The organism is Gottfriedia sp. OAE603, assembly GCF_040543965.1.
Lineage (GTDB): Bacteria > Bacillota > Bacilli > Bacillales > Bacillaceae_G > Gottfriedia > Gottfriedia solisilvae.
The window spans coordinates 1504077-1530308 of sequence record NZ_JBEUNN010000001.1 but is presented as its reverse complement, the minus strand read 5'-3'; the positions used below and the strand labels follow the sequence as shown (position 1 = coordinate 1530308).

Sequence of the window (26232 nt, the reverse complement as noted above, 5' to 3'; positions counted from 1 at the left end):
ATCAGCAAGTATTATCTTAAAAAAATTTTATCTAAAAACAATTCACTTTAAACCGCTTTCATTTTGGGTATTAAATAATGATTTATTTAATTCTTTTTTATGAAATTAAATTAATGTTAATTAATATAAAAAATAAAAGCTATCATAGCTGAATACTATTTAAAGAAACTGAAATCCATATTCAATTAATATGGAATCAAAACAAAAAACTCCTCAAAAATGAGGAGTTTTTTATATTACATAAATTCAGCAACTAATTTTTCGAATTGATCTTTTTCTAATTGTAGATCAGATTCTACTAGTGGTTCTTCACTGTAACCAGAAATTAATTCTTGGTAAGATTTTTGTTCTTTGTTTTGGTAGATAAGTCCAGTTACTAAACCTTTATTTTGCATTAATGTTTGCATAGCCATTTCTTTATTTGATGGATCATATCCTTCAACATCAGAAAGCTTCACTAGGTTTTCTTTAAACCAATCATAAGTGTTTACTTTATTGTAAGTAACACATGGGCTAAATACGTTGATTAAAGAAAATCCTTTGTGTTGGATACCTTGCTCGATTAATGAAGTTAATTCTTTTAAGTCACTAGAGAAACTTTGTGCAACGAAAGTTCCACCAGCAGTTAACGCCATTTCCATTACAGAAAGTGCTGATTCAACTGAACCTTGTGGAGTACTCTTCGTTTTGAAGCCTACATCACTACGAGGTGATGTTTGACCTTTTGTTAATCCGTAAATTTGGTTATCCATTACGATATAAGTAATGTCGATGTTACGACGAATTGCATGGATTGTATGACCTAAACCAATTGCGAATCCATCTCCGTCACCACCAGAAGCGATAACAGTTAGATCACGGTTAGCCATTTTTACACCTTGTGCAATTGGAAGTGAACGACCATGAATACCATGTAAACCGTAAGAATTAATATATCCTGAGATACGACCAGAACATCCGATACCAGATACAACTGCAAGGTTATCCGGTTCTAAACCAACATTTGCTGCTGCACGTTGAATTGAAGCTTGTACAGAGAAATCTCCACATCCAGGACACCAGTTTGGTTTAACGTTATTACGAAATTCTTTAAATGTTGCCATTTAGAACAACTCCTTCCTTACAAGTGTTGTAAATTTCTTTTGGTAGGAAAGGATTTCCATCATATTTTAATAAGCTTGAAATCTTTTCTGCATGACCACAGTTCATTTTAATGATGCTTGTTAATTGACCTGTAGCATTATTCTCAACAACGATTACTCGTTTAGCTTTTTTCAGTTCTGGTAAAAGCTCTGCTGTTGGGAATGGGTGAATTAAACGAATATGAGCATGGTTAACTTTAATACCATCTTGCTCTAAACGTACCATAGCTTCTTCTATAGCACCACGAGTTGAGTTGAAGCCTACTAATAATACATCAGCATCTTCATGTTTTGCATTTACTAATACAGGGTTAGGGAAACGTAGGTTATTTAACTTACGCATACGTTTATCCATTTGTTGATTACGATTAATTGGTGATTCAGAAGGCTTACCAGTTTCATCATGCTCAACACCAGTTACGTGGTGGATTCCACCTTTCATACCTGGTACTACACGTGGAGAAACGCCATCTTCTGTCACTTCATAACGTTTGAAGTATTCTTTATTCTCAGATACAGGAAGCTCCATGTTGTAATCAAACTTACCGCGACGAATTTGAACTTTATCAAATTGAAGTGGTTCTACTGTTTGTTTACCTAAAGATAACTGTAAGTCTGTGATTAAGATAACAGGAACTTGATATTCTTCAGCTACGTTAAACGCTTCCACCATATCGTAGAATGCTTCTTCTACTGTACTTGGAGCGATTACTACTTTAGGAATCTCACCGTGAGTACCGTAGATCATAGCCATTAAATCTGATTGTTCTTGTTTTGTAGGAAGACCAGTACTTGGACCACCACGTTGTGTATCAACGATTACTAATGGAACTTCAGTAATACCTGAAAGACCAATTGCTTCCATCATTAATGATAGACCAGGACCTGCAGATGCAGTTAGTGTACGTACACCAGCGTAGTTTGCACCAATCGCCATTGTACATGCAGCAATCTCATCTTCAGTCTGAATAACAGCTCCACCGAACTTAGGTAATTTTTTAATTAAGTATTCCATAATCTCAGAAGCAGGAGTAATTGGATACGCTGCCATAAAACGTGAACCACCAGCAAGTGCACCCATTGCGATTGCATCATTTCCGATTAAGAACATACGTTTTTTACCGTCTGCGCTAGATAATTGCATTTTATTTACATTAACGCCAAGCATTTCTCTCATTTCTTCTGCTCCGCGTGCGATTGCTTCAATGTTTTTCTCTACAATTTGTTGACCTTTTTTACCGAAAATTTCATCAACTACTTCTCTAAATACATCAATAGATAAACCTAAAATTGCACTTGATGCCCCAACTGCAACCATGTTTTTCATTAATGAAGTACCTAGTTCAGTTGCTAAGTCTGTAAATGGAATTGAATAAAGTGTTACATCCGTTGAATCTGGAATTGTTGGATTAAATTTAGCATCAGCGATTACGATACCGCCTTTGCGTAATTCATAAAAGTTCACATCGATCGTTTCTTGGTCAAAGGCTACTAAAATATCTAAGTCATCTGAAATTGCACGAACTTCAGTTGTACTTACACGAATTTTATTATTTGTGTGACCACCTTTAATACGTGAAGAGAAATGGCGGTAACCGTATAAATAATAACCTAAACGGTTTAACGCAATTGCAAAAATTTCTCCTGTACTTTCGATACCTTCACCCTGTTGTCCTCCAACTTTCCATGAAAGTTGTTCTATCATTTCCTACACCCCTTTGAATGCCCTCATTCGTAGTAAATTAAAAATTAAAATATTGCATATTTGCATATCATTCATTTTTTTATAAAAAGAATGAAAGCGATTTAAAACATATCTTTTGATATGAGTTAATTCGCTTTCAATTCTAGACCTTATATTCAAAAAAATCAATGATTTTAGCACAAATTATTCCTATAATTTTTATATTTTTATTATTCTGAACAAATAACCCATTATTTAAAATGAATATAGGATGAATAATTGTTGTACATAAAGCCTTTTACTTGTTCTTCAGTATAAAATTTAAGGAGTTCATTTGTAAGATTTTGATATTGTCCAACGTGATGTAAATTCGTTGGATGAATTTCGATTCCATCAAAATCAGAGCCCATCGCAATACATTTTTCGCCACCAAGTGCACACATATAATCAATATGCTTAATCAAATCAGAAATTGTTGCAGTACCTTCATCTACAACAAATGGAGGATAAAAATTAATACCTACTATTGCATTTCGACTAAACATTGCTTTTAATTGCTCATCATTTAAGTTTCTTGGGTTTTTACAAATTGATTTTGCATTTGAATGTGTAGCAGTTGGATATTTCGCTTGATGAAATGCGTCCCAAAAAGCTGCTTCACTACAATGAGAAAGATCACACCACATATTATGCTCATTTAAGTAATGAACTACACTTCTTCCAAAATTCGTTAGACCACCATTTCGTTCCTCAAGAATACCATCTGCTGCTTCATTAGCAAAATTCCACACTAATCCGACGCTACGTACGCCTAGACGGTGAAGAATTTTTAATCGATTAATATCACCTAATAATGCGTCACAACCTTCTAACGTTAAAATTGCACCCATTTCATGTGATAGTAAAGTCGCCTCATCTTCTTTTGTCCGAATTACTTTAATATTATTCTCAGAAGTTGCAATTTTTTCATAAAAAAGAGTAACACATTGCAAAGCTGCATCAAATTTGATTAATTTATGTATACTTTCAGGAATATAAATTGCATAGCATTGTACTTTGCTATTTCCTTGTTTTAATTTCTCTACTGAAACTTGCAGATTCTCACCATTATGAAAATTGATTGAAGGCTTTTCTAATAGTTTCATCAATACGTCACAATGTGCATCAAATATTTTCATATCGTAACTTCCTTCCGATTTATTAGACTTTTTACACTATTCTATCATATTCGTCATAACGAGAATGTTTTTTTATAGAAATGCAAAATAAAACAACCTGCTCGCATGTTGCTTACAGGTTGTTATTATTAACGAGGTTCAACGATTAATTTGATCGCTGTTCGCTCTTCCCCATCGATTTGAATATCTGTAAATGCAGGGATACAAATTAAATCCACTCCGCTTGGTGCTACAAATCCTCTTGCAATTGCAACTGCTTTCACAGCTTGGTTTAATGCACCAGCGCCGATTGCTTGAATCTCTGCCGAGCCACGCTCTCTTAATACACCTGCAAGTGCTCCTGCTACAGAATTAGGGTTTGATTTTGCTGAAACTTTTAATATTTCCATTCCTAGATCCTCCTTGTTACTAAAAAAGCTATTATTGTGTACAATAAAAACTATTCTTGATAACAAGAAGATATTCCTGCTAATTTTTTAAAGTTTTTTAAAAATTTTTACTATTCTTTTAATTAAGATAATAACGCTTGATGATCATCATTAATTTGGATACGTTTGATTGATTTTGCTCTTCCAGAATTCTTATCTAATTCAATGATTACACCACTTAGCTGGCCTCTTCCTTCATCCACTTCAAAGCGTACTGGAAGATTCGTTAAGAATTTCTTTAAGACTGCTTCCTTAGTAACGCCAAGCACACCATCATATGGACCAGTCATTCCAACATCAGTTATAAATGCAGTTCCTTCAGGTAATACTCTTTCATCTGCTGTTTGAACATGTGTATGTGTACCTACTACCGCCGTTACACGACCATCTAAATACCATCCCATTGCAATTTTCTCACTTGTAGCTTCCGCATGGAAATCAACAAAAATGATATTTGTTCTTTTCTTTGCAATTTTAATTAACTCATCTGCCTTTTTAAACGGGCAATCGATTGCAGGTAGGAATGTTCTTCCTTGTAAATTTATTACTGCAATCTCAACATCATTGAAGTTTAAAAATACTAAACCATTTCCTGGTGTTCCTTCCGGATAATTTGCAGGTCTTACAAGATACTTTGCGTTATCAATAAATTCAAATATTTCTTTTTTATCCCATGCATGGTTACCAAGCGTAACTGCTTGAGCTCCTAATTCTAAAAATTCACGATAAATTTTCTCTGTAATTCCCTTACCGTGTGCTGCATTTTCCCCATTTATTATCGTTACTGAAGGACTAAAATTTCTTTTTAAAGACTGTAAATGAGTCTTTACCATATCTCTACCATTTGAACCTACTACATCACCAATAAACAAAATTCTCATCTTCTTACATCCTTCCAAATTTGCATATTCTTTTTATAGAACATACAAATATCTTACCTATATATTACCCAAAAATATGAAAAGCTCCTTTACTAGCACAATCTAAATCTTTCATCCATGATAAAGATCAGATTGTTTAGTTGGAGCTCCAATTATTTCACATAAAAGAAAATAAAGTGGCAATTGCCACTTTATTTTGCATACTCAACAGCGCGAGTTTCACGAATAACCGTAACTTTGATATGTCCAGGATAATCCAGTTCATCTTCTATACGTTTTCTTATATCTCTTGCTAATCTATGAGCTTGTAAATCATCAATCGTATCCGGTTTCACCATGATTCGTACTTCACGGCCAGCTTGAATAGCGAATGACTTTTCAACACCTTCATACGATTCAGAAATTTCTTCAAGCTTTTCTAATCGACGAATATAGTTTTCTAATGTTTCGCTTCTTGCACCAGGTCTAGCTGCAGATAATGCATCAGCAGCTGCTACTAATACAGCAATAATTGATGTAGGAGCAGTATCACCGTGGTGTGATGCGATACTATTAATAACTACTGGATGTTCTTTATACTTGGTCGCTAATTCAACACCGATTTCAACGTGGCTACCTTCTACTTCATGGTCAATTGCTTTACCAATATCATGAAGTAATCCTGCGCGTTTAGCTAATTTAGCATCTTCGCCAAGCTCAGCTGCCATTAGACCCGCTAGATTTGCAACTTCCATTGAGTGTTTTAACACATTTTGACCATAACTAGTTCTAAATTTCAGACGACCTAATATTTTAATTAAGTCTGGGTGAATTCCATGAACGCCAACTTCAAAAGTAGTTTGTTCACCGACTTCACGTATGTACTCATCTACTTCACGTCTAGATTTTTCAACCATTTCTTCAATTCTAGCAGGATGGATTCGACCATCTTGTACTAACTTATCTAATGCAATTCTCGCAGTTTCACGACGAATTGGATCAAAACCTGATAAAATAACAGCTTCAGGTGTATCATCAATAATTAAATCAATACCTGTTAATGTTTCTAAAGTACGTATGTTTCGACCTTCACGACCGATAATACGACCTTTCATTTCATCATTTGGAAGATTTACTACAGATACTGTTGTCTCGGCAACATGGTCTGCAGCACAACGCTGGATTGCTAATGATAAGATATCCTTCGCTTTCTTATCAGCTTCTTCTTTTGCACGAGCTTCTGTTTCTTTTACTAAAATTGCTGTTTCATGGGATAGCTCATTTTCGACTTTAGAAAGAATTAACTGTCTTGCTTCTTCACGATTTAAGCTAGAAATACGTTCTAACTCTTCTTGCTGAGCAGCAATTAATGCCTCTATCTTGCTTTCCAGTTCTTCTACTTGCTGTTGTTTTAAAACAAGAGATTCCTCTTTTCTTTCAAGTACAGACTCACGTTTAGAAAGTCCATCATCTTTACGGTCAAGATTCTCTTCTTTTTGCATCAAACGATTTTCTTGCTTCTGTATTTCACTACGACGATCTCGAATTTCGTTTTCTGCATCTGTACGAATTTTAAAGATTTCGTCCTTTGCTTCCAATAAAGCTTCTTTTTTAATCGATTCTGAATCACGTTTAGCATCTTCAATAATTTGATTTGCATGATTAGTTGCGCCATTAATTTTAGCTTCTGCAATGGACTTACGAACAAAAAATCCAACAACGTAACCGACTCCGAGAGCAAGCAATACGAAGATGATCCAAATTATTTCTTGTGCACCCATGATTTCACCTCCTCTTGCTATTTAATTAGTTTCATTTTTGTCGGCTGGTATATTGTATTAATAAATTGCATCAACATACAGCACATTAAAATTCAATTTTCATTTCAAAGTAATATTTTTTTAGAATATACACTTAAATATTAAATCTCTTACCAAATGATGTCAAGCCTTGTAACCTGCTTACTTGCTTGATTTATCAATATTTATTACATTTTTACTAGATTTCATACATAGAATTTAAAATTTTATACTATAAAAGAAAAATATATTGAAAAATATTCGTCTTTTTTTATTCAATATAATTTAAAATCTATCCTTTCATTTGCTAGATTGTATGAAATCACAACCAAGCTTATTAGCGAGACTCCTACTACTAAAATGAGTCTTCAGTAGCAAGTAACTTCACCATCTAGTTTCAAATCCAAAAAGCTATCAAAAAAAGCGAGTGCTGATTGGAAGCACCCGCTTTTTACTAAATTAAACGACTAACTATTAAGATACATTATTTATTTAATTCATCGTTATAAAAGCTTACTCATCTAATAAAGAAAATTGATCCTCTTCTTCATCAGGTACAGTTACTGGCTTATCTAAATTATAGTGCTCACGAATAGATGCTTTAACAGTATCACGAATATCTTTATTTTCTTTTAAGAACTGCTTAGCATTTTCACGACCTTGTCCAAGTCGTTCCTCGTTATATGAATACCAAGCACCGCTCTTAAGAACGATATCTAAATCAGAACCGATATCTAGAATTTCTCCTTCTTTAGAAATCCCTTCTCCGTACATAATATCCACTTCTGCTTGTCTGAACGGAGGAGCTACTTTATTTTTAACAACTTTAATTTTCGTTTTGTTACCAACAATATCATTACCTTGTTTTAATTGTTCAGCACGACGCACTTCTAAACGTACAGATGAATAGAATTTTAAGGCACGTCCACCTGGTGTTGTTTCAGGGTTTCCGAACATTACCCCTACTTTTTCACGAATTTGGTTAATAAAGATTGTAATTGTTTTTGATTTATTGATTGCACCAGAAAGCTTACGTAATGCTTGTGACATTAATCGAGCTTGTAAACCAACGTGAGCATCTCCCATTTCACCTTCAATTTCAGCTTTTGGAACTAAAGCTGCTACTGAATCGACAACAATAATATCAATTGCACCACTTCGAACTAGTGCTTCAGCAATTTCAAGTGCTTGTTCCCCTGTATCTGGTTGAGATAATAATAATTCATCAATATTAACGCCTAACTTTTGCGCATAAATAGGATCTAATGCATGCTCAGCATCAATAAATGCCGCTTGTCCACCTTGAGCTTGAACCTCTGCAATAGCGTGAAGCGCTACAGTTGTTTTACCTGAACTCTCAGGGCCATAAATTTCAATAATACGACCTCTAGGATAGCCACCTACACCTAAAGCAACATCTAGTGCTAACGATCCACTAGAAATAGTTGAAATTTGGCGATCAGTTTGCTCTCCAAGCTTCATAATTGAACCTTTACCAAATTGTTTTTCTATTTGTTTTAAAGCCATTTCTAAAGCAGCTTGACGATCACTCATTTGTTTTCCTCCTCAAATTACATCCATTTATATATCTTATAAATCTATCATAACTGTTTTTTGTTCGTTTGCCAACAAAAAAATAGAACATTTATTCGATATTTTTTGTATTTAAACAAGAATTTCTCGGAATAGAAACGCTTGTTTCGTATTTTATCGCCTATAAAACTAAAAATCTATTAAATTAAGTATGTGAAAATTAAAAAACTCGGCCAATTTAACCGAGCTTTCTTATTATAAAATATACAGTTATAATTTATAAGTCTTGACTTTCATCAATTAATTTCACTAATAGACTTGCTCCATTTTTTACGCTAGATAGCCTAATTTGTTCTCTACTACCGCTAAATTGGAATTCTTTGACAATAGCTGGAGAATCAGCAATTTTTATACCAATATAAACCTTACCTACTGGTACTTCCTCACTTGCAATTGGTCCAGCTTCCCCAGTAAAACTTATTGAAACATCACTACGTGAGACACTTTGAATGTTTTCAACTAACGACTTAGCACACTCTATACTTACTGCACCTTCTTTTTCTAGTAATTCTTTAGGCACATTTAATAGATTTTGTTTCACTTCATTTGAATAACAAACAATACTTCCTTTAAAGATTGACGAATTACCTGGAATATCTGTCATTCTTTTACTAAACAATCCACCTGTTAAGCTTTCAGCAGCTGAAATTGATAGATTGTGTTCTTTTAATTTTTTTGAAAGGACGATAAACAGATTATCTCCATTTGAGCCATATATAAATTGTCCAACTCGTTCTCGAATTTGATGTTCAGCTTGTTCAATCAATTTATTAGCAGCAACTTCATCCTCAGCACTTGCAGTAACTCTAAGCATAACTTCACCCTCACTCGCTAATGGAGCGATCGTTGGGTTCGACTGATTTTCAAGCAAATCAATAATCTTCGTCTCTAAAATAGACTCGCCAATGCCAAAGAACTTAAGTTCTTTTGATACAATTGTGTTAGTTTCCTTTCCTTTTAAGAAATAAGGAATTAACTCATTTTCTACCATTGGAATCATTTCTTTTGGGGGACCTGGTAACAGTACGAATTGTTTATTTTCACCTTCGTAAACCATCCCTGGAGCCATTCCATTATGATTCATTAGAACATGTGCGTTATTAATAACTAAAGCTTGTTTTTTATTATTCTCAGTCATCGGTCGGTTAACTTTTATGAAATATTGTTCTATAAATTGCAACGAAGGTTCATGAATGACCAATGTTTCGGTTAGAAATTCAGCGACAACTTCTTTTGTTAGATCATCTTTAGTTGGACCTAGCCCACCTGTTAATATGATAAGATCACTGCGTGTTGTAGCAACATCTAACACATGCTTCAATCGTTCAGCATTGTCTCCTACAACAGTTTGGAAATGATGGTGATAACCAAGTGTAGACAATTGTTTAGCTAAAAATTGAGCATTTGTATTCGCAATTTGACCTAAGAGAAGCTCGGTTCCAACCGCAATAATTTCAGCCTTTTTCATATCATTTCCTCCTATTAATACATGTTACATTGATTTAATAAGAACTTCTCTATTTTTATAGAAGTAATCCCAACCAGAATACACTGTATAGAATAGTGCAACCCAAAGAGATACATCAGCAATTGAAAACGGTAAGAAGTTTAATGGGAAATCATGTAAGAAGTAGGCAGATATCGCAACAATTTGTGCCCAAGTTTTGATTTTCCCTAGCATTGCTGCAGCATGAACTTCTCCAGAACCAGCTAAAATCATTCTTAATCCAGTTACAGCAAATTCTCTACTAATAATCACTATTGTGATCCATGCTGGTACGTAATGAAAATCAGTTAAAATAATTAAAGCAGAAGAAACAAGTAACTTATCTGCAAGAGGGTCTAAAAACTTCCCAAAGTTTGTTACTAAGTTATACTTACGTGCAAAATGACCATCTATAAAATCAGTAACGGATGCTAGAATAAAGATAGCCGCCCCTACAAGATGATTAACTGGTATAGAGTCACCTAGTAAAGTAACATTCCCCCATCCGAAGTCAATTAACACAACAATCATAAATAGTGGTATTAAGCATACCCTTGATACTGTAATCTTATTTGGTAAATTCATGGTAAAAACCTCCAAAACTTTCTAAAAAATGAAGCTAATTTATGAGAAATGAATAAAAGCCATCTTGAAGATGACTATTGATTCATTTTTAAATTTTTAATCGTAATATATTGGTGTACAGATTCCGATGGACTTACAGGAAACTCAAATACTTCATCGTTGATTCTTAATTCAACAGCCTGTGTTGCACCAATATTTAATGTTACTTCTTCTTCATCGGTAAAATCAAAAGTTTGATTTTTAGATTCATTGATCATACCTGCGAACAGTGACGACCCAGCTTTATTTTTAATCCCTAAATACACATCGCCAGTAGCACCAATTACTTCTAGTTTAAATACATCAGTTCCAGTTAATGAAACAGTTGTATATTTACCTTCAGCCGAATCTACAGTAATTTTTTGTGTTGTTTCTTCAGTTTGATTTTCTTCATCCTGAGTAACATCATCTTTCGTATCTTCGTTTGTTGCTTCATCATCTTTATTTGTTTCATCTAAAGCATTATTGTCAGGTTTTTCGATTTCTGAATTTGCATTAGATTGATTTGTATTTGCAGAATTGTTTTTGTTATCTTTCGTTGGGAACATCACGTAAATTAGAATACAAATGCCTATAATAAGAATGGCAATTAATATTTTTGGTAAATAATCCATCACGCGTGATGACTTCACATTTACACCTAATGGTTCTTTAAGCTTTGAAGAACGTGTAGGTATTTCCTCATGTTTAACTTCTTCTGCTTGAATTGAACCTTCTTCAGCGTCTTCTACTGTCGGTTTTTCCACTAAGAAATTCGAGACATCAACATTTACTGTTTCTGCATATTGACGTATAAAAGCACGCACATAAAACTGTCCAGGTAATATTTCATAGTTACCTTCTTCAATCGCTTCTAAATAGCGTTTTTGTATCTTTGTTAATTCTTGCACATCATCGATCGATAAACCTTTAGCTTCTCTAGCTTCTCGTAATATTTTTCCTAATTCTGTCACAATTTACACCCCAACTAACTTTAAAAATCAAACATTGAGAACGAGTTGTGTCCATCTTTATTTTGGTCTACTAGTTCATATTTAATTTCTTCGTTTTCATCATTTCTTAGTTCTATTATGTAATCAAAATCTTCTAATGAATATTCAGTCTGTTGTACAAATACGTCAGGATGCTCTACTACTTTTACAGAAGGCATCGCCATGATTTCACGAACCAATTGCCAATGTTGCTCATTTGCTCTTCTATGAGATAGTATTCCATCTATAATAAATACATTTTCTGAATTATACTCATCTTCTATTAATTGACTTCTTAAAGTTTGCTTTATTAGCGTTGAAGATACGAATAACCAACGCTTATTTGCACAAACGCTTGCCGCTACTATTGATTCGGTTTTCCCAACACGTGGCATTCCTCTAATTCCGATTAGCTTATGTCCTGGCATCTTAAATAACTCAGCCATAAAATCAACTAACATACCTAGGTCATCACGAACGAATCTAAATGTTTTTTTATCATCTTCATCGCGTTGAATATATGTACCATGCCTAACCGCTAAACGATCTCTAAGTGTCGGTTTTCTTAGTTTAATTATTGTTATATTGTCCATTGTATTTAAAATTGATTCAAATCTAGTAATTTGATCATCATTATCACAACCAAGTAGCATTCCACGTTTCATTGTAGCAACACCGTTAATCGTTAATATATTAATCCCTAACATACCAATAAGTGAAGCAATATCTCCAAGTAGTCCAGGGCGATTCTTATGTATTTCATACTCAAAGTACCATTCAACTAACTGCATACTTATACCCCCTTATTATAACTACTTTTACTCTACCTTTTATAATAAACGATTTTACCCTAATAGAAAAGGTAAAATATGTGAATTAGCAAACTTTCAAGACTTAAATTTACTAGGCAGTATGCCACCCACCATTTACTCCTAGAATCTGACCAGTTATGTAGGAAGATTGTTCGGAAATAAGAAATGTAACGGTATTGGCTATTTCGTTTGGAATGGCTAATCTATTCAATGGAATTTCCTCTGCAATACTTTGTAATTCTTCCTCACTAAACGTCTGTAACATATTCGTTTTTACAGCACCAGGTGCAACAGCGTTCACACGAATCCCACTTGGTCCTAGCTCTTTTGCTAATGCCATTACATAAGCATTTTGAGCACCTTTTGTAGTAGAATATAAAACTTCACATGATGCACCAATTTGACCCCAAATAGAAGAAATAACAACAATACTACCTGTTTTTTTTGAAACCATTTCTGGAATAAAATGATTTACTAGTTTAATCAAGCTTTTAATATGTAATTGTGTCATTTTATCAATTTCATCATCGCTAGCATCCGTAATTAATCCAAAAATAGATTGTCCAGACGCATAAATTATTGAATCTATTTTAGAGTGATTATCTATTTTTGATAACAGATCATTAACACCTAATTCATTTGATAAATCTGCTTGGACAATTTGACAATCAACTTCATTCTCTTTTGCTAGTTCTACTATCTTTTTGACACTTTGATCATTCCGATTGTAATGTGCAATCAAATCATAATTTTCTTCAATACATTTTTGAGATATCGCTAGTCCTATATCTCCACTTGCCCCAATAACCAAAATTCTTTTTCTCATTTTATTTTCTCCAATTGTAAGACTTCTATAAATTAACGATAGGGACATAAGAACTTGGAGTTTTACTGCCAAAAGCCCGTTTTTAGCGAAAACCAAAGATAAAAACCACCTTTATTAGTCTTCGGCTAGTTCTTGTCGGAGCAAAGCAAACGCCTTCCTTTTTTCAAATAAAAGGCATCCTATAAAGGATGCCTTCTAGTTTAATGAGGAAGTACGAAGAATTCACTCATATAGTCTTCATTTATTAAATGACTAACACTTAATTTTAAGTCCTCTACTGTAATAGATTGTAGCACACTTACGATGTCAAATAAATTCATATCTAAGAATGCATATCTTGTAAATTGATTTGCGATATATTCTGGTGAATTAAGTGAACGTAAAAATCCACCTATTTTCTTTTTCACAACTCGATCTACGATTTCTTTTTCCCATTGAAGTGAATTTGTATCTAATAGGACTTCTTTGATTTTTGCTGATAGTTTTTCTGGTGAAGTCGAGTCTCCACCGATGATCGCAAATGCAAATCCATTCTCTGCCGAGTAATCATACGAGAACGTGTCATCTATTAGGCCTTCTTCGTACATTTCTTGATACGTATTTGATCCTTTTCCAAATAAATAATCGAGTAATAAAGAAACAGTCAGCTCATGTTTCAATAATTCTGGACCTTTTTTCGGCGCATTAAAATCCTTTACACCGACTAAAACTTTGGAAGATTGAACATTCATATGTAACACTTTCTTCTTTTCTGCTGAACTTGCTGTTTCTTCCGGGAAGAACCTTTTTATTTCATTTGCATCTTTAAATGTTTTTTTGTTTTGATTTTCTTTAATAAGAGACATTGTTTTTTCAGGATCAACAGGTCCTACGACGAAAAACAGCATATTACTTGGATGGTAGAACGTTTCATAGCAAGTATATAATAATTCTTTTGTAATGTTAGAAATAGATTCTACAGTTCCAGCTATGTCTGTTCTAACTGGATGTTTTCCGTATAGAGACGCAATCATTCCAAAGTATTGTCTCCAGTCTGGATTATCTTCGTACATTTTAATTTCCTGACCAATGATCCCTTTTTCTTTTTCTACGCTTTGGTCGGAGAAATATGGATCTTGCACAAAGTCTAATAAGGTAATTAAATTTTGGTCAACATTATTCGTTGCTGAAAATAAATATGCAGTTCTTGTAAAGCTAGTAAATGCATTAGAAGATGCTCCTTGTTTACTAAAAACTTGGAATACGTCTCCATCTTTTTTCTCGAAAAGCTTATGCTCTAAAAAATGAGCAATTCCGTCTGGAACAACTAACTTCTCATCTTTTCCAAGTGGGATAAATTCAGAATCAATTGAACCATACTTGGTCGTAAAGGTAGCATAGGTTTTGTTGTACCCTTGTTTCGGGAGTATATAGACTTTTAATCCATTGTCCATCTCCTCAAAATAAAGTGTTTCATTGAGTTGTTCAAAATATTGCTTTTCCATTATGCTCCCTCCTGACCTTTTAAGAAGTATGTTGTATGAAGTTTGATTTTATTTGCAACTTGAATAATTTCTTCTCTTGTAACTTTTTCAATCGCTGGTATCCATTCTTCTATTGCACGCTCATTACCGCCTGCGTGGTCATTAAATAGTGTTTCGATAATGCCATAAGCAGTATCCATACCTTCTAAAAGACTATTTTTAATGACTAATTTTGTCTGTGCAATTTCTTCCTCTGTGAAATTACCTTTTCGCATTTCCTCTAGCTGCTCGGCAATAATCGTCGTTGCTTTTTCGTAATTTTCGTTTGCAATACCTGACATCACCATTAGAATCGACTTATGGCTTTCAAATCGTGATGCAGCATAATAAGCTAAGCTATTTTTTTCACGAACATTGATAAATAGCTTTGAATGTGAATATCCACCAAATAATCCATTAAATACTTGCAGAGCAAAATATTCTGGATCTTGAATTGATACATCTGTTGTATATCCGATATGTAATTTTGCTTGATTTAATTTCTGCTCTTCGATAACTTCTTGAGGAGATTCAATTGCACTAGCTTTAACTGTATCAAAACCTTTTTGTTCAGCACTTGTATTTTTGAAGTTTTCCTCAACAAGTGCTTGGCATTGTTCGAATGAAACATCCCCAACGATATATAAATCAATTAAATCCTGTTGTAATGATGTTTGATAATATTGATAAAGCTCTTCTGCCGTAATTGATTTAACGGCTTCTGTTTTACCATTCGCTAATAGAGCATACGGATCGTTTTTAAACATTTCTTCTACTAGACGCTGATTTGCATATTTAAGCTTATCATCATTAATTGATTGAATTCGTTGGATTTGACTGCGCTTTTGAGTTTCAAGATGCTTTGAAGAAAAGCTTCCATTTTCCAAATAAGGATTTTGCCAGATCGATGATATAAGAGCAATTGCTTCATTTAATAGTGTACTTTGATTTGAAAGGTATTTTTCATTTGCAATATCAATGGAAAAAGACATGACATGAGAGTCACCTTTTTTTGAGACATCTACAAAAAACGTTGCTCCATACAATTCTTCAAGCTTTCTACGAATTTCACCATTTGTAGGAAGCTCCTGAGTTCCACTTTGTAAAACATAAGGTAAGATACCTCTGTAAGAAATTGTTTCTTCTTCAAGCTTTCCTCGAACTTTTAATGTGATAGAATTTGTTTTAAATTTTTCTGTTGTGATGACATGTAGCTTAATCCCATTTATTTCACTGTTTTTATACTGTAGCAAATTCACTTAAAAACCCTCCTTAGTCAAAAAGTGTTTATATATATTTATTTCCAATATCTTCATTGTATCTCTAATTTTACCAAAAATTAAACCTACAGCTTAGTTTACCCAAATTTCTAAAATTAAAGTATTGATTCCTGGCGAAAGACTAGCCATTTTAGACGGAGTTGGTGTGTCTTTATTCGGAATAACGTAGATATGAAAACTACATTTGTTAACTTCTAAAAATTTACATACAAAAAAGAAGCTTCCTGCTGACAGGAAGCTTCCCCGAGAATATATTAACGTTTCCCTTTTTCATAAGCAACACCAACAGATTTTGGTGCTTGAGATGATTTAGAGAAGATAACTAACGCAATAAGTGTTACTACGTATGGGAATAACTTTAATGCTAGTGGTGGAATTTGTGCCAAGCTTGGAATTACTTGCGAAACGTTTGCAACTGTTGTTGCAACACCAAAGAATAATGTTGCTGCAAGAATACCCAGTGGCTTCCACTGACCAAAGATTAATGCGGCGATTGCAAGGAAACCTAAGCCGGCAACACTTCCAGTAAACTCACCAGAATATGTTACTAAAATGATTGCTCCCCCTAAGCCTGAAAATGCACCAGAAATGATAACGCCTAAATAACGAATGCGATAAACATTAATACCAGCTGCATCTGCTGCTTGAGGATATTCACCACAAGCACGTAAACGTAAACCAAATCTTGTTTTATAAATAACAAAAGTACTAACAATTAGAATAAGTAATACTAACCATGTTGTTGCGTAAGCATTTTTAAAGAATAGGTCACCGATTATAGGAATTTCACTTAAGAATGAAACATCTCCACGATCCAACCCGTTCACACGAATATTACCTGATCCAGTTAAATTTCTAGCTAAGAATATTGTTAATGCACCCGCAATCATATTGATTGCGATCCCACTGATAACTTGGTCTGCATTTAAATTAATACTAGCAAATGCGTGTAATAATGAGAATAAGGCACCTGCAATAACTGCAACTAAAAGACCTACCCAGATTACCCAAGCTTCACCTGGGTTTGTTTCTTGTAATTTTGAAATTGTTAATGCGCTTGCAAAGCCACCAACAACCATAAGACCTTCTAATCCGATATTTACAACACCGCTTCGTTCAGAAAATAGTCCACCTAACGCTACGATTAATAAAGGAATCGTATAGGCAATCGCATATGGGAAAATTTGTATGATAGTATCCATTGCCTTATTTCACCTTCTCTCCAACATTGCTTTCAACTGCTTCTTTTTTATACTTACGTTTCTTACCGAAGTAATCCGTTACCTTTTTAATTAAGACACTAGTCGCAGCGAAATAAATAATGATTGCAATAATAACATCAGCAATCTCTGGTGGAATTGCAGTCATTGCACTCATAAAACCTTTACCAGAGTATAAAAGACCAAAGAATATTGCTGAGAAGAAAACACCGATCGGTGTGTTCATACCTAATAAAGCAACAGCAATTCCATCAAATCCTACAGATGGTAAAATACCAATTTGGATTGTTGAAGCATTACCTGCATATTGAACAACCCCTGCAAGTCCTGCTAATCCACCTGAAATCATCATTGATAAGATTACGTTACGATTTACAGAAATACCTGCGTATTCTGCTGCACTACGATTATAACCTACTGCTTTTAATTCATAACCTAGTACAGTACGATTAATGATAAATGCAATAACAATTACCATAATAGCTGCAAGGAATAGACCAAAGTTTATATATGATCCACCGAATAAATCAGATAACCAGTGCATTTTTAATGTAGCACTATCTGGAAGATTTTTTGATTCAGTTTCAGTATTACCTTTAAAATACTGAGGAACTAAATAGTAAATTGTCCAATAAGCAATCCAGTTCATCATGATTGTAGAAACAACTTCATGAACATTAAATTTAGCTTTTAAAAGACCTGGGATAAATGCCCATAAAGCACCTGCTAAAAATCCAACAATAACCATTAAAGGAACAATAACGATTGATGGTAAATCTAGTGTCAATCCAATAGCAGTTGCACAAAATCCACCAAATAACATTTGTCCAGCAGCACCGATATTAAATAGACCAGTTCTAAATGCGAATGCAACAGAAAGACCGGCTAAAATTAATGGTGTAGCTGTAGCTAATGTATTACCGATACGTTCAGAATTCTGTAAACCACCTTGGAATAAATACGTAAATCCTTCAATTGGATCATTACCAGTTACTGCAATTAGAATTGCACCAGCAATTAATCCTAATAAAATGGCAATTAAAGAAATGATTCCGTCCTTTTTCATGCCCCTTCACCCCTCTTTATACCTGCCATCATAAGTCCTAATTCATCTTCATTCGTATTTTTTGCATCTACAATGTCAATGATTTCCCCACCATTTACAATTGCAATACGGTCAGAAAGATTTAAGACTTCATCAAGCTCTAAAGAAATTAGTAGAACAGCTTTTCCACTATCTCTTTGTTCAATTAATCTTTTATGAATGTACTCGATTGAACCTACATCTAATCCACGAGTTGGTTGACATGCAATTAATAATTCTGGTTGTAGCTCAATTTCACGACCAATAATTGCTTTTTGCTGATTACCACCAGACATTGATTCTACAACTGTTTTAGCTCCTTCACCTGAACGAACATCAAACTCTTCAATAATTTTCTTTGCATGTTTGGCAATTGCAGCTTTATCTAAAATACCAAATTTAGAATATGGCTCTTGATTATAAATTTCTAAAACAACATTTTCTTCTATCGTATATTCCAAAACAAGACCTCTTTTTTGTCTATCTTCTGGGATATGCGCAATTCCATTATGAATTCTTTCACGGATACTATTTTTTGTAATATCTTGTCCTTTTAGAAGAATCGTTCCTTCTTCAATCGGTCTTAAACCAGTAATCGCTTCTACAAGTTCAGATTGGCCATTGCCTTCTACACCAGCAATACCAACAATTTCACCTGCACGTACTTGAAGTGAAGCATTTTTAAGACCTAGTACTTTTTTATTGTTTTTAACACTTAAGTTATTTACATCTAGTACAACTTCACCAGGAGTTGCAGCTTGTTTATCAACTTTAAAAGATACCTGACGTCCGACCATCATAGATGCCATTTCAGACTCAGAAGTTTGTTTAACATCTACAGTACCGATATATTTACCGTGACGAATAACAGTACATTGATCAGCAACAGCTTTAATTTCTTTTAATTTATGAGTAATGATTATGATTGATTTGCCTTCATTAATTAAATTTTTAATGATGTTCATTAATTCTTGAATTTCTTGAGGCGTAAGTACTGCTGTTGGTTCGTCTAAGATTAAAACTTCTGCATTACGATATAACGTTTTCAGAATTTCTACCCTTTGTTGCATCCCAACAGAAATGTCTTCAATTTTCGCATACGGGTCTACGTTTAAACCGTAAGTTTTAGATAATTCTTCAATACGTTTAGCTGCAGTTTTAATATCAACGACTAGACCTTTTTTTGGTTCAAGACCTAAAATAATATTTTCAGTAACTGTAAAGTTTGCAACAAGTTTAAAATGTTGATGAACCATTCCGATTCCAAGTTCATTTGCAACATTCGGGTTAGCGATTTTAACTTCTTTCCCTCTTACTTTGATCGTACCTTTTTCAGGAGTATACATACCAAAAAGGACGGACATTAAAGTTGATTTTCCAGCTCCATTTTCTCCTAATAGAGCGTGAACTTCACCTTTTTTTAATCGTAGTGTAATATTGTCATTCGCTATAATTCCAGGAAATTCTTTTGTTATATTTAACATTTCCACTACATATTCCATAATTTTCCTCCTTTTTATATTACGAAATCATTTATTCACTAATACGTTTTTATTTGAGTTCGAAATATTTACCTATTTTATATTTTTTAGGGAGGGTCTCTCACTCACCCACTACTCATGCCCTAATCAAAAGTAAACTTTACCATATTAAGTGCTTACATTTGATTAAGGCATGATGTTCCTTGAAAGTTGTAGAAGAAGCATACAAAAAGGTGGAATTCCTTTCCTTATGCTTCTTCTTTTAACTATTCAATGAATCGAATCATTTTAAAAATTACTTGATTAAATCGCCTTTTTCACTCGCTACAACGATTTCACCAGACTTAATTTTTCCAAATACTTCTTCAACTTTTGTTAAAGTTTCTTTGCTTAAGTTTGGATTTTCTTTTGGTAAACCAATACCATCGTTTTTAGCATCGAAAATTAAAGTTTGTCCACCAGGGAATTTTCCGTCTTTTTCAGCTTTCATCATATCAGAAGCTGCTTTAGAAACATCCTTCATAGCAGAAGTTAAAATTGTTGATTTGTTGCCTTCGTAGATACCTTCAGAATATTGGTCAACGTCTACACCGATAACCCAAGCTTCTTTACCAGCTTTTGCACGAGCTTTAGATTCTGTGATTGCACCAATACCTACACCACCAGCAGCAGTAAAGATCGCTTTAACACCACGGTCATACATTTGAGCAGCAATTTGTTGTCCAGCAGCTACGTTATCAAAGCTTCCTTGATAAATTACGTTTTGAGCTTTTAAAGAGATACTAGTTCCAAGGTTTTCGTTTGCATATTTAACACCTTGTTGGAATCCCCAGTTAAATTTTTGAACTGCAGGAATTTCCATACCACCAATAAATCCAACATCACCAGTTTTTAATTGAACTGCAGTTGCAATACCTGCTAAGTAACCAGCTTCATGCTCAGCGAAGAAAATTGAAACTGTGTTATCTTTAACTACAGGTTTGAAATCACCAGAGTGTGGAGTTCCATCGATGATAACGAATTTGTCATCTTTATATTTATCTTGCGCTTTAAAAATTGCTGTTTCGAATTTGAAACCAGGCGTTACGATGAATTTGAAACCAGCATCGTGTAAGTTACCAATTTCTTTTAAGTAGTCTGCTTCAGTACTTCCAGATGGCTTTAAGTATTTTGTATCTTTTTTCTCATTGAAGCTTAAATCTTTAGCTCCAGCTTTAATACCTTCCCAAGTACCTTGGTTAAATGACTTATCGTCAATTGTACCTGAGTCTGTTACCATACCTACTTTAAATGCGCCTTCTACATCTTTTCCTCCATCTTTACCACAAGCGCCTAAAATTGTACCTGCAGCTAAAGCCATTGAAAGAATAAGACCAGCTTTTTTTAACTTCATAAATTTTGCCCCCTTAAATTTATTTACATTTGTACTAGCTTGGTATATAATCGTTTACTTAACGATCCACCTCCCTAATAATTTTTTTATGAAATTTTCAGTTTTTTTTAGAAATACCAGCCTTTTTTATTTTCTCTTAAATTACTTTTGTATATGCAGTTAATTTCTTTTACGCAAAACGTTAAAACTAAACTGGTCCGCTCTAAAATAATTGTAAGAATGAAGTACAGCTCGATTTAAATCATCAAAATGTAGCTGTTCAATTAATAAAAGTGATACTTCTGGTTCACACTGTAGTAAAGGTGATACTTTATCGTGATAACCAATTGGTTCAATTCTTGCACTTGAGTATTCTATGTTTCGACCTGTCACTTTTTTGATATATGAAAAAAATGAATGATCTTCAAATGAAGGTACTTGTTTGAAATAATTAGTAGGTAGTTTATCTATACAATAAACAACCGGTTCCTCATTTGCAGTACGTATGCGTTCAACGACGTGAATACGATCATCTTCAGTAATATTGAAATTATTTAAATCTTCTTTAGTAGGAACTAATAGTTTAGAAGATAAAAAGATTGTACCAGGCTCCTTACCTGCATCAACAATCATTTCAGAAACACTATTCAATTGTTCGATGCCTGTCCTAAAGATCGGTTTCGGTTTTACAAAAGTACCTACTCCATGTCTTCGAACCAAAATATTTTCTTCTTCTAATACCCTTAATGCTTCTCGCAACGTTGCTCTACTTACTCCAAATATCTTAGACAACTCATACTCTGAAGGTAACTTATGATGTGGCAAATAAATTCCATTATCTATATCTTGTTTTATTCGATCCATCACTTGGAGATAGAGTAACCTGGAGTCTGTTTTAATTTTCATGTTCCATCCCCCAAACTTGGATTTCAGACATCAGTTGTTAGACCTCTGTCGTATAATCCTTCTTTACTATACTGTTATTTTTAAATCTTTTCAATACTTTCTGTATATTTTTTGTAAACGCTTTAATACATTTGTCGAAATGTAAGGATTCCCCTTTAATACACATAAAAAAGACTCTTATAATCCCCCAGTTTCACACAGTGAAAAAGCTAGATTATAAGAGTCAATGATTCTAGTATACGATCTCATTTTCTCCATAATAATGCTTTTTCCCCATAGTATTGCAAATACCGGTTGCAATGTAGAAACTTTCGACCCATAATGTCGAATTTATATGAGGACTTACATCTATCTGAAGAAAATAATAGCATTTCTTGTCTAAAACTGTCAATAAAGTTCGAGCAAATTTTCAAAAGATTATGATGACGCTTGTTCATCTTCTGTTGGTTTACTAACTAATACCTCTCTTGGTTTACTTCCTTCATAAGGGCCAACGATTCCATTATCTTCCATTGCATCAATTAATCTCGCTGCTCTTGTGTAACCAATGCCGAAATCTTCTTTGTAGTAAAGAAACTGATGCAGATTGCATATTTGTAACTAATTCAACTGCTTCATTATACAGTTCATCATCTACTTCAGTCTTTCCATCTTTCTCTTCTTTTACCATCATTTCCTCTTGGTATTGTGCTTTTTGCTGTGAAATTGTAAATTCTACAACACGCTCAACCTCATCATCTGATAAGAAAGCACCTTGTACACGAGTTGGTTTGGAAGCTCCGATTGGTTGATAAAGCATATCTCCTCTACCTAAAAGCTTCTCAGCACCGCCTGAATCTAAAATGGTTCTAGAATCTGTTTGCGAAGAAACACTAAAGGCGATTCGTGAAGGAATATTTGCTTTAATAACACCAGTAATAACATCAACTGATGGTCTTTGTGTTGCGATTATTAAATGAATACCAGCCGCTCTAGCCATTTGTGCTAAACGAGTTATTGAATCTTCAACATCACTTGAAGCTACCATCATTAAGTCTGCAAGCTCATCGACAATGACGACAATAAATGGTAATAGAGGTTGTTTCGCATCCAACATATTGTTATTTTGGCGTATTAATTCATTATAAGCCTCAATATTTCTAGTACCTGTATGAGAAAATAACTCATATCGCCTTTCCATTTCACTTACTACTTTTCGAAGTGCTTGAGATGCTTTTTTCGGATTTGTAACAACTGGTGTTAATAAATGTGGTATACCATTATATACATTTAGTTCTACCATCTTAGGATCGATTAACATCAATTTTACTTCAGAAGGTTTTGCATTCATTAATATACTAACAATAATCCCATTAATACATACACTTTTTCCACTACCGGTTGCACCAGCTACTAGTAAATGTGGCATTTTATTAAGTTCTGCAAATACCGCTTCACCAGCAATATCTTTTCCAAGTGATACTGCCAAAGGATTTTGTAGTTTAGGATTTTTCGTTTCAAGAACTTCTCTAAGCAGTACTGTTGTTATGTTTGCATTAGGAACTTCTATTCCAACAGCCGACTTTCCAGGAATTGGTGCTTCTATTCGAATATCTTTCGCTGCTAGGGCAAGTGCCAAATCATCACTTAAATTAACAATCCTACTTACCTTTACACCAGCCTCAGGATACACTTCGTACTTTGTAACTGCTGGGCCATGATGAACTTTCGTTACATTGGCTTTTACACCAAAACTTTGGAAGGTTCGTTCTAGCTTGTCCGCATTTTCTTTTAGCTTTGATTCATTTTCTCTCTTTTTAACACCTTTTGGAAATGCAAGTAAATCCATTGATGGTAATACATAATCTACTTTCTCATCCATGCCTACTTCTGCAACCGGAATATCGATAGAATTGTCATCGTCTTCGGTATTAGTAGAAGAATTGATATTTGCACTATTTGCACTTACTTGTTCTTTTACACTTACATTAGGTTGATATGTAGGGGAGTATTCAATTTGAATTTCCTTTGGTTCCTCAAGTACTTCCTCCTCATAAATACCGGCAATTTCTATATCTCTATTGACCGTATTCGAAGGTTGAATCATTTCATCTTCTTTTTGTTCTTGATTAGATTTCCTTTTTTGTTTTGCAGCCGCTCTTCTACCAGACGTTTTAGGTTCACGCTCGCGCTTCCAAAAATTACGGAAATCTTTGAATATATCTGATATTACATTTCTAAGCTTTGGCACGATGTATTGATAAAGATACCCACCAAGTGGTTTCCCAGTAATAAATAAAATACCAGCTACAATTGCAATGACACCAAATAATATAGCTCCAGTGCGATCAAATAGGAAATATAAAATAGCAAATAATATTGCACCAATCATTCCGCCACCAAGATCGACTGTACTAATTTGACCTTTTGCCTCAATCATAAATAAATCAAATGTACTCTTCAGAACAGATTGATCCTTAAATTGGTTACCTTTTGCTAGTAAATCAAATAGAGTAACATGACTAAACATCAGTATACTAAAGAAGATTAATAAGCCGCCCATCGTTATACTCGATATAAAAGGTGGCCTTTTTCGGTAGATAATACTATAAGCAGACAAGCCGATAATAAATAGAAAACTTAACATATACCATTCACCGAAGAAAAATCGTAGGAATAGGACAAATGATTTCCCTACTATGCCTAGTTTTAAAATTGTAATGATTGATAGTGCTATGAATAGTAGACCGCTAATCTCATACCATATTGATCCCGAACCACTAGTAGATTTTCGAGCTTTTGATTTTTGTTGTTTTTGTTTTGCCATGTATTTCACCCCCATCTAAGAATGCAGATTCGCCAAAGAAAGCAGCCATATGGCTGCTTTCTTAAATTGAATTTATTATAACATATCAGAACATATGTTTACCATGTATTGTTAACATTTACCTTAAGTTGGTAGGATGAATATTCGTTGTCCTGGCTCATATTGCATATAATGCTCGGGATCTGTACTAACAATTCTTCTAATTTCGAAAGAACTGCCACCAACACTATCTACTAGCATTGGTACTCCGTTGTACTCCATATATTGCTGCTGAGTATATTCTTGTTGATCAGTAGGATAAATAGATTCAAGTGGCATAATTGTATAAAGAATCAAAATGCATTCTCCTCTTTATTCGATTTTTCTTTTCTTTCATCTATTAATTCTTGAAGTTTTTGTATTGCTTGCCCAATACCACCAACATCGTCAATTAAACCATATTTCACAGCGTCAATACCTACTACATTAGAACCTATATCTCGTGTTAGATTTCCTTTTGTAAACATTAATTCTTTGAAACGCTCATCAGTAATCTTTGAATGCTTTGTTACAAAACCAGTAACCCTTTCTTGCATCTTATCAAGATACTCGAATGTTTGAGGCACTCCGATCACAAGTCCAGTTAATCGAATAGGATGGATCGTCATCGTAGCTGTCTCAGCAATAAATGAATAGTCCGTACTAACAGCAATTGGAACCCCGATACTATGACCTCCACCTAGAACAATTGAAACTGATGGTTTAGTTAAAGAAGCTACCATTTCTGAAATAGCAAGTCCAGCTTCAACATCACCTCCAACTGTATTTAAAACAATTAATAATCCTTCAATTTTTGGATTTTGCTCAATTGCAACCAATTGTGGAATTAAATGTTCGTATTTCGTTGTTTTATTTTGTGGTGGAAGTGCAACATGACCTTCAATTTGACCAATAATAGTTAAACAATGTATTTTTGAATCATTAGCAGTCGGTACATTTGTTTGACCAAGCTGCTGTATTTTTTCAACAATACTCATCTCTTTTTGATCATTTGGCTTTGAGGGTGATTCTTCGTTTGGGATTGGTGTTTCATTATTTGAATTTGACACAGACTGTTCCCCCTATCATTTTTCATACATGTTAGTATGTGAAAATTTAAAGGAAAACATACCTTCATTTGCAAAGAAGAGAAGCTTTTA

General features: G+C 34.0%; 21 protein-coding genes, 1 pseudogene and 1 riboswitch. All 22 genes and pseudogenes read right to left on the bottom strand.

What is annotated here, in order from left to right; all coding sequences use genetic code 11:
* Positions 1 to 236: 236 nt before the first annotated feature.
* Positions 237 to 1103 carry a 2-oxoacid:ferredoxin oxidoreductase subunit beta gene (locus ABID96_RS07580; RefSeq protein ID WP_087998475.1) on the bottom strand — a complete coding sequence of 289 codons (867 nt, stop codon included), beginning with the start codon at positions 1101 to 1103 and terminating at the stop codon, positions 237 to 239.
* Positions 1090 to 2847 carry a 2-oxoacid:acceptor oxidoreductase subunit alpha gene (locus ABID96_RS07575; protein WP_192601477.1) on the bottom strand — a complete coding sequence of 586 codons (1758 nt, stop codon included), beginning with the start codon at positions 2845 to 2847 and terminating at the stop codon, positions 1090 to 1092. The genes ABID96_RS07580 and ABID96_RS07575 overlap by 14 nt, the downstream gene beginning before the upstream one ends.
* A gap of 230 nt (positions 2848 to 3077) precedes the next feature.
* A complete protein-coding gene (locus tag ABID96_RS07570) occupies positions 3078 to 4004 on the bottom strand; it encodes a dipeptidase (RefSeq protein ID WP_192601476.1) in 927 nt (308 codons plus the stop codon).
* A 128-nt stretch (positions 4005 to 4132) separates the two neighbouring features.
* A complete protein-coding gene (gene spoVS / locus ABID96_RS07565) occupies positions 4133 to 4393 on the bottom strand; it encodes a stage V sporulation protein SpoVS (RefSeq protein ID WP_044893696.1) in 261 nt (86 codons plus the stop codon).
* Positions 4394 to 4515: 122 nt separating this feature from the next.
* Entirely contained in the window at positions 4516 to 5313 is a 798-nt protein-coding gene (locus ABID96_RS07560; RefSeq protein ID WP_087998478.1) for a TIGR00282 family metallophosphoesterase, read from the bottom strand.
* Positions 5314 to 5504: 191 nt separating this feature from the next.
* On the bottom strand, positions 5505 to 7073 hold the full coding sequence (rny, locus tag ABID96_RS07555; RefSeq protein WP_087998479.1) for a ribonuclease Y: 1569 nt from the start codon (positions 7071 to 7073) through the stop codon (positions 5505 to 5507).
* Positions 7074 to 7604: 531 nt separating this feature from the next.
* A complete protein-coding gene (gene recA / locus ABID96_RS07550; RefSeq protein ID WP_192601475.1) occupies positions 7605 to 8645 on the bottom strand; it encodes a recombinase RecA in 1041 nt (346 codons plus the stop codon).
* Positions 8646 to 8901: 256 nt separating this feature from the next.
* A complete protein-coding gene (locus ABID96_RS07545) occupies positions 8902 to 10152 on the bottom strand; it encodes a competence/damage-inducible protein A (protein WP_192601474.1) in 1251 nt (416 codons plus the stop codon).
* Between the two features lie 24 nt (positions 10153 to 10176).
* The gene (gene pgsA / locus ABID96_RS07540) at positions 10177 to 10755 is read right to left on the bottom strand and encodes a CDP-diacylglycerol--glycerol-3-phosphate 3-phosphatidyltransferase (protein WP_087998482.1); all 579 of its coding nucleotides are present in this window, start codon (positions 10753 to 10755) and stop codon (positions 10177 to 10179) included.
* Between the two features lie 74 nt (positions 10756 to 10829).
* Positions 10830 to 11747 carry a helix-turn-helix domain-containing protein gene (locus ABID96_RS07535; protein ID WP_192601473.1) on the bottom strand — a complete coding sequence of 306 codons (918 nt, stop codon included), beginning with the start codon at positions 11745 to 11747 and terminating at the stop codon, positions 10830 to 10832.
* A gap of 20 nt (positions 11748 to 11767) precedes the next feature.
* Positions 11768 to 12556, bottom strand: coding sequence for a DUF3388 domain-containing protein (locus ABID96_RS07530; RefSeq protein ID WP_192601472.1), 789 nt, complete (start codon positions 12554 to 12556; stop codon positions 11768 to 11770).
* Between the two features lie 112 nt (positions 12557 to 12668).
* Entirely contained in the window at positions 12669 to 13403 is a 735-nt protein-coding gene (gene ymfI / locus ABID96_RS07525) for an elongation factor P 5-aminopentanone reductase (RefSeq protein WP_192601471.1), read from the bottom strand.
* Positions 13404 to 13603: 200 nt separating this feature from the next.
* Positions 13604 to 14887, bottom strand: a complete 1284-nt coding sequence (gene yfmH / locus ABID96_RS07520) for an EF-P 5-aminopentanol modification-associated protein YfmH (RefSeq protein WP_192601470.1) — start codon at positions 14885 to 14887, stop codon at positions 13604 to 13606.
* Positions 14887 to 16164, bottom strand: a complete 1278-nt coding sequence (yfmF, locus tag ABID96_RS07515; RefSeq protein ID WP_192601469.1) for an EF-P 5-aminopentanol modification-associated protein YfmF — start codon at positions 16162 to 16164, stop codon at positions 14887 to 14889. The genes yfmH and yfmF overlap by 1 nt, the downstream gene beginning before the upstream one ends.
* A 275-nt stretch (positions 16165 to 16439) precedes the next feature.
* Positions 16440 to 17387: an ABC transporter permease gene (locus tag ABID96_RS07510; RefSeq protein ID WP_192601468.1), complete on the bottom strand. Its 948-nt coding sequence runs from the start codon at positions 17385 to 17387 to the stop codon at positions 16440 to 16442.
* A 4-nt stretch (positions 17388 to 17391) separates the two neighbouring features.
* Entirely contained in the window at positions 17392 to 18471 is a 1080-nt protein-coding gene (locus tag ABID96_RS07505; RefSeq protein ID WP_192601467.1) for an ABC transporter permease, read from the bottom strand.
* Entirely contained in the window at positions 18468 to 19991 is a 1524-nt protein-coding gene (locus ABID96_RS07500; protein ID WP_192601466.1) for an ABC transporter ATP-binding protein, read from the bottom strand. The genes ABID96_RS07505 and ABID96_RS07500 overlap by 4 nt, the downstream gene beginning before the upstream one ends.
* A 274-nt stretch (positions 19992 to 20265) precedes the next feature.
* Positions 20266 to 21363 carry a BMP family lipoprotein gene (locus ABID96_RS07495; RefSeq protein ID WP_192601465.1) on the bottom strand — a complete coding sequence of 366 codons (1098 nt, stop codon included), beginning with the start codon at positions 21361 to 21363 and terminating at the stop codon, positions 20266 to 20268.
* A 159-nt stretch (positions 21364 to 21522) separates the two neighbouring features.
* The gene (locus ABID96_RS07490) at positions 21523 to 22248 is read right to left on the bottom strand and encodes a GntR family transcriptional regulator (protein ID WP_087998492.1); all 726 of its coding nucleotides are present in this window, start codon (positions 22246 to 22248) and stop codon (positions 21523 to 21525) included.
* A 256-nt stretch (positions 22249 to 22504) separates the two neighbouring features.
* Positions 22505 to 22606, bottom strand: a riboswitch (purine riboswitch).
* A gap of 59 nt (positions 22607 to 22665) precedes the next feature.
* A pseudogene (locus ABID96_RS07485) lies at positions 22666 to 25054 on the bottom strand (DNA translocase FtsK).
* 123 nt (positions 25055 to 25177) lie between these two features.
* Positions 25178 to 25390, bottom strand: coding sequence for a YlzJ-like family protein (locus ABID96_RS07480; RefSeq protein WP_192601463.1), 213 nt, complete (start codon positions 25388 to 25390; stop codon positions 25178 to 25180).
* Positions 25387 to 26070 carry an ATP-dependent Clp protease proteolytic subunit gene (locus ABID96_RS07475; protein WP_192602042.1) on the bottom strand — a complete coding sequence of 228 codons (684 nt, stop codon included), beginning with the start codon at positions 26068 to 26070 and terminating at the stop codon, positions 25387 to 25389. Before ABID96_RS07475 ends, ABID96_RS07480 begins: the two co-directional genes overlap by 4 nt.
* Between the last annotated feature and the right edge of the window lie 162 nt (positions 26071 to 26232).

Excerpts from the sequence above, each read along its gene's own strand:
- ABID96_RS07545 (WP_192601474.1), bottom strand. The coding sequence starts at position 10,152 with ATGAAAAAGGCTGAAATTATTGCGGTTGGAACCGAGCTTCTCTTAGGT.
- ABID96_RS07500 (WP_192601466.1), bottom strand. The coding sequence starts at position 19,991 with ATGGAATATGTAGTGGAAATGTTAAATATAACAAAAGAATTTCCTGGA.
- ABID96_RS07570 (WP_192601476.1), bottom strand. The coding sequence starts at position 4,004 with ATGAAAATATTTGATGCACATTGTGACGTATTGATGAAACTATTAGAA.
- spoVS (WP_044893696.1), bottom strand. The coding sequence starts at position 4,393 with ATGGAAATATTAAAAGTTTCAGCAAAATCAAACCCTAATTCTGTAGCA.
- ABID96_RS07475 (WP_192602042.1), bottom strand. The coding sequence starts at position 26,070 with ATGAGTATTGTTGAAAAAATACAGCAGCTTGGTCAAACAAATGTACCG.
- recA (WP_192601475.1), bottom strand. The coding sequence starts at position 8,645 with ATGAGTGATCGTCAAGCTGCTTTAGAAATGGCTTTAAAACAAATAGAA.
- rny (WP_087998479.1), bottom strand. The coding sequence starts at position 7,073 with ATGGGTGCACAAGAAATAATTTGGATCATCTTCGTATTGCTTGCTCTC.
- ymfI (WP_192601471.1), bottom strand. The coding sequence starts at position 13,403 with ATGAGAAAAAGAATTTTGGTTATTGGGGCAAGTGGAGATATAGGACTA.
- ABID96_RS07490 (WP_087998492.1), bottom strand. The coding sequence starts at position 22,248 with ATGAAAATTAAAACAGACTCCAGGTTACTCTATCTCCAAGTGATGGAT.
- pgsA (WP_087998482.1), bottom strand. The coding sequence starts at position 10,755 with ATGAATTTACCAAATAAGATTACAGTATCAAGGGTATGCTTAATACCA.
- ABID96_RS07505 (WP_192601467.1), bottom strand. The coding sequence starts at position 18,471 with ATGAAAAAGGACGGAATCATTTCTTTAATTGCCATTTTATTAGGATTA.
- ABID96_RS07575 (WP_192601477.1), bottom strand. The coding sequence starts at position 2,847 with ATGATAGAACAACTTTCATGGAAAGTTGGAGGACAACAGGGTGAAGGT.
- ABID96_RS07560 (WP_087998478.1), bottom strand. The coding sequence starts at position 5,313 with ATGAGAATTTTGTTTATTGGTGATGTAGTAGGTTCAAATGGTAGAGAT.
- ABID96_RS07510 (WP_192601468.1), bottom strand. The coding sequence starts at position 17,387 with ATGGATACTATCATACAAATTTTCCCATATGCGATTGCCTATACGATT.
- ABID96_RS07495 (WP_192601465.1), bottom strand. The coding sequence starts at position 21,363 with ATGAAGTTAAAAAAAGCTGGTCTTATTCTTTCAATGGCTTTAGCTGCA.
- yfmH (WP_192601470.1), bottom strand. The coding sequence starts at position 14,887 with ATGGAAAAGCAATATTTTGAACAACTCAATGAAACACTTTATTTTGAG.
- ABID96_RS07580 (WP_087998475.1), bottom strand. The coding sequence starts at position 1,103 with ATGGCAACATTTAAAGAATTTCGTAATAACGTTAAACCAAACTGGTGT.
- ABID96_RS07530 (WP_192601472.1), bottom strand. The coding sequence starts at position 12,556 with ATGCAGTTAGTTGAATGGTACTTTGAGTATGAAATACATAAGAATCGC.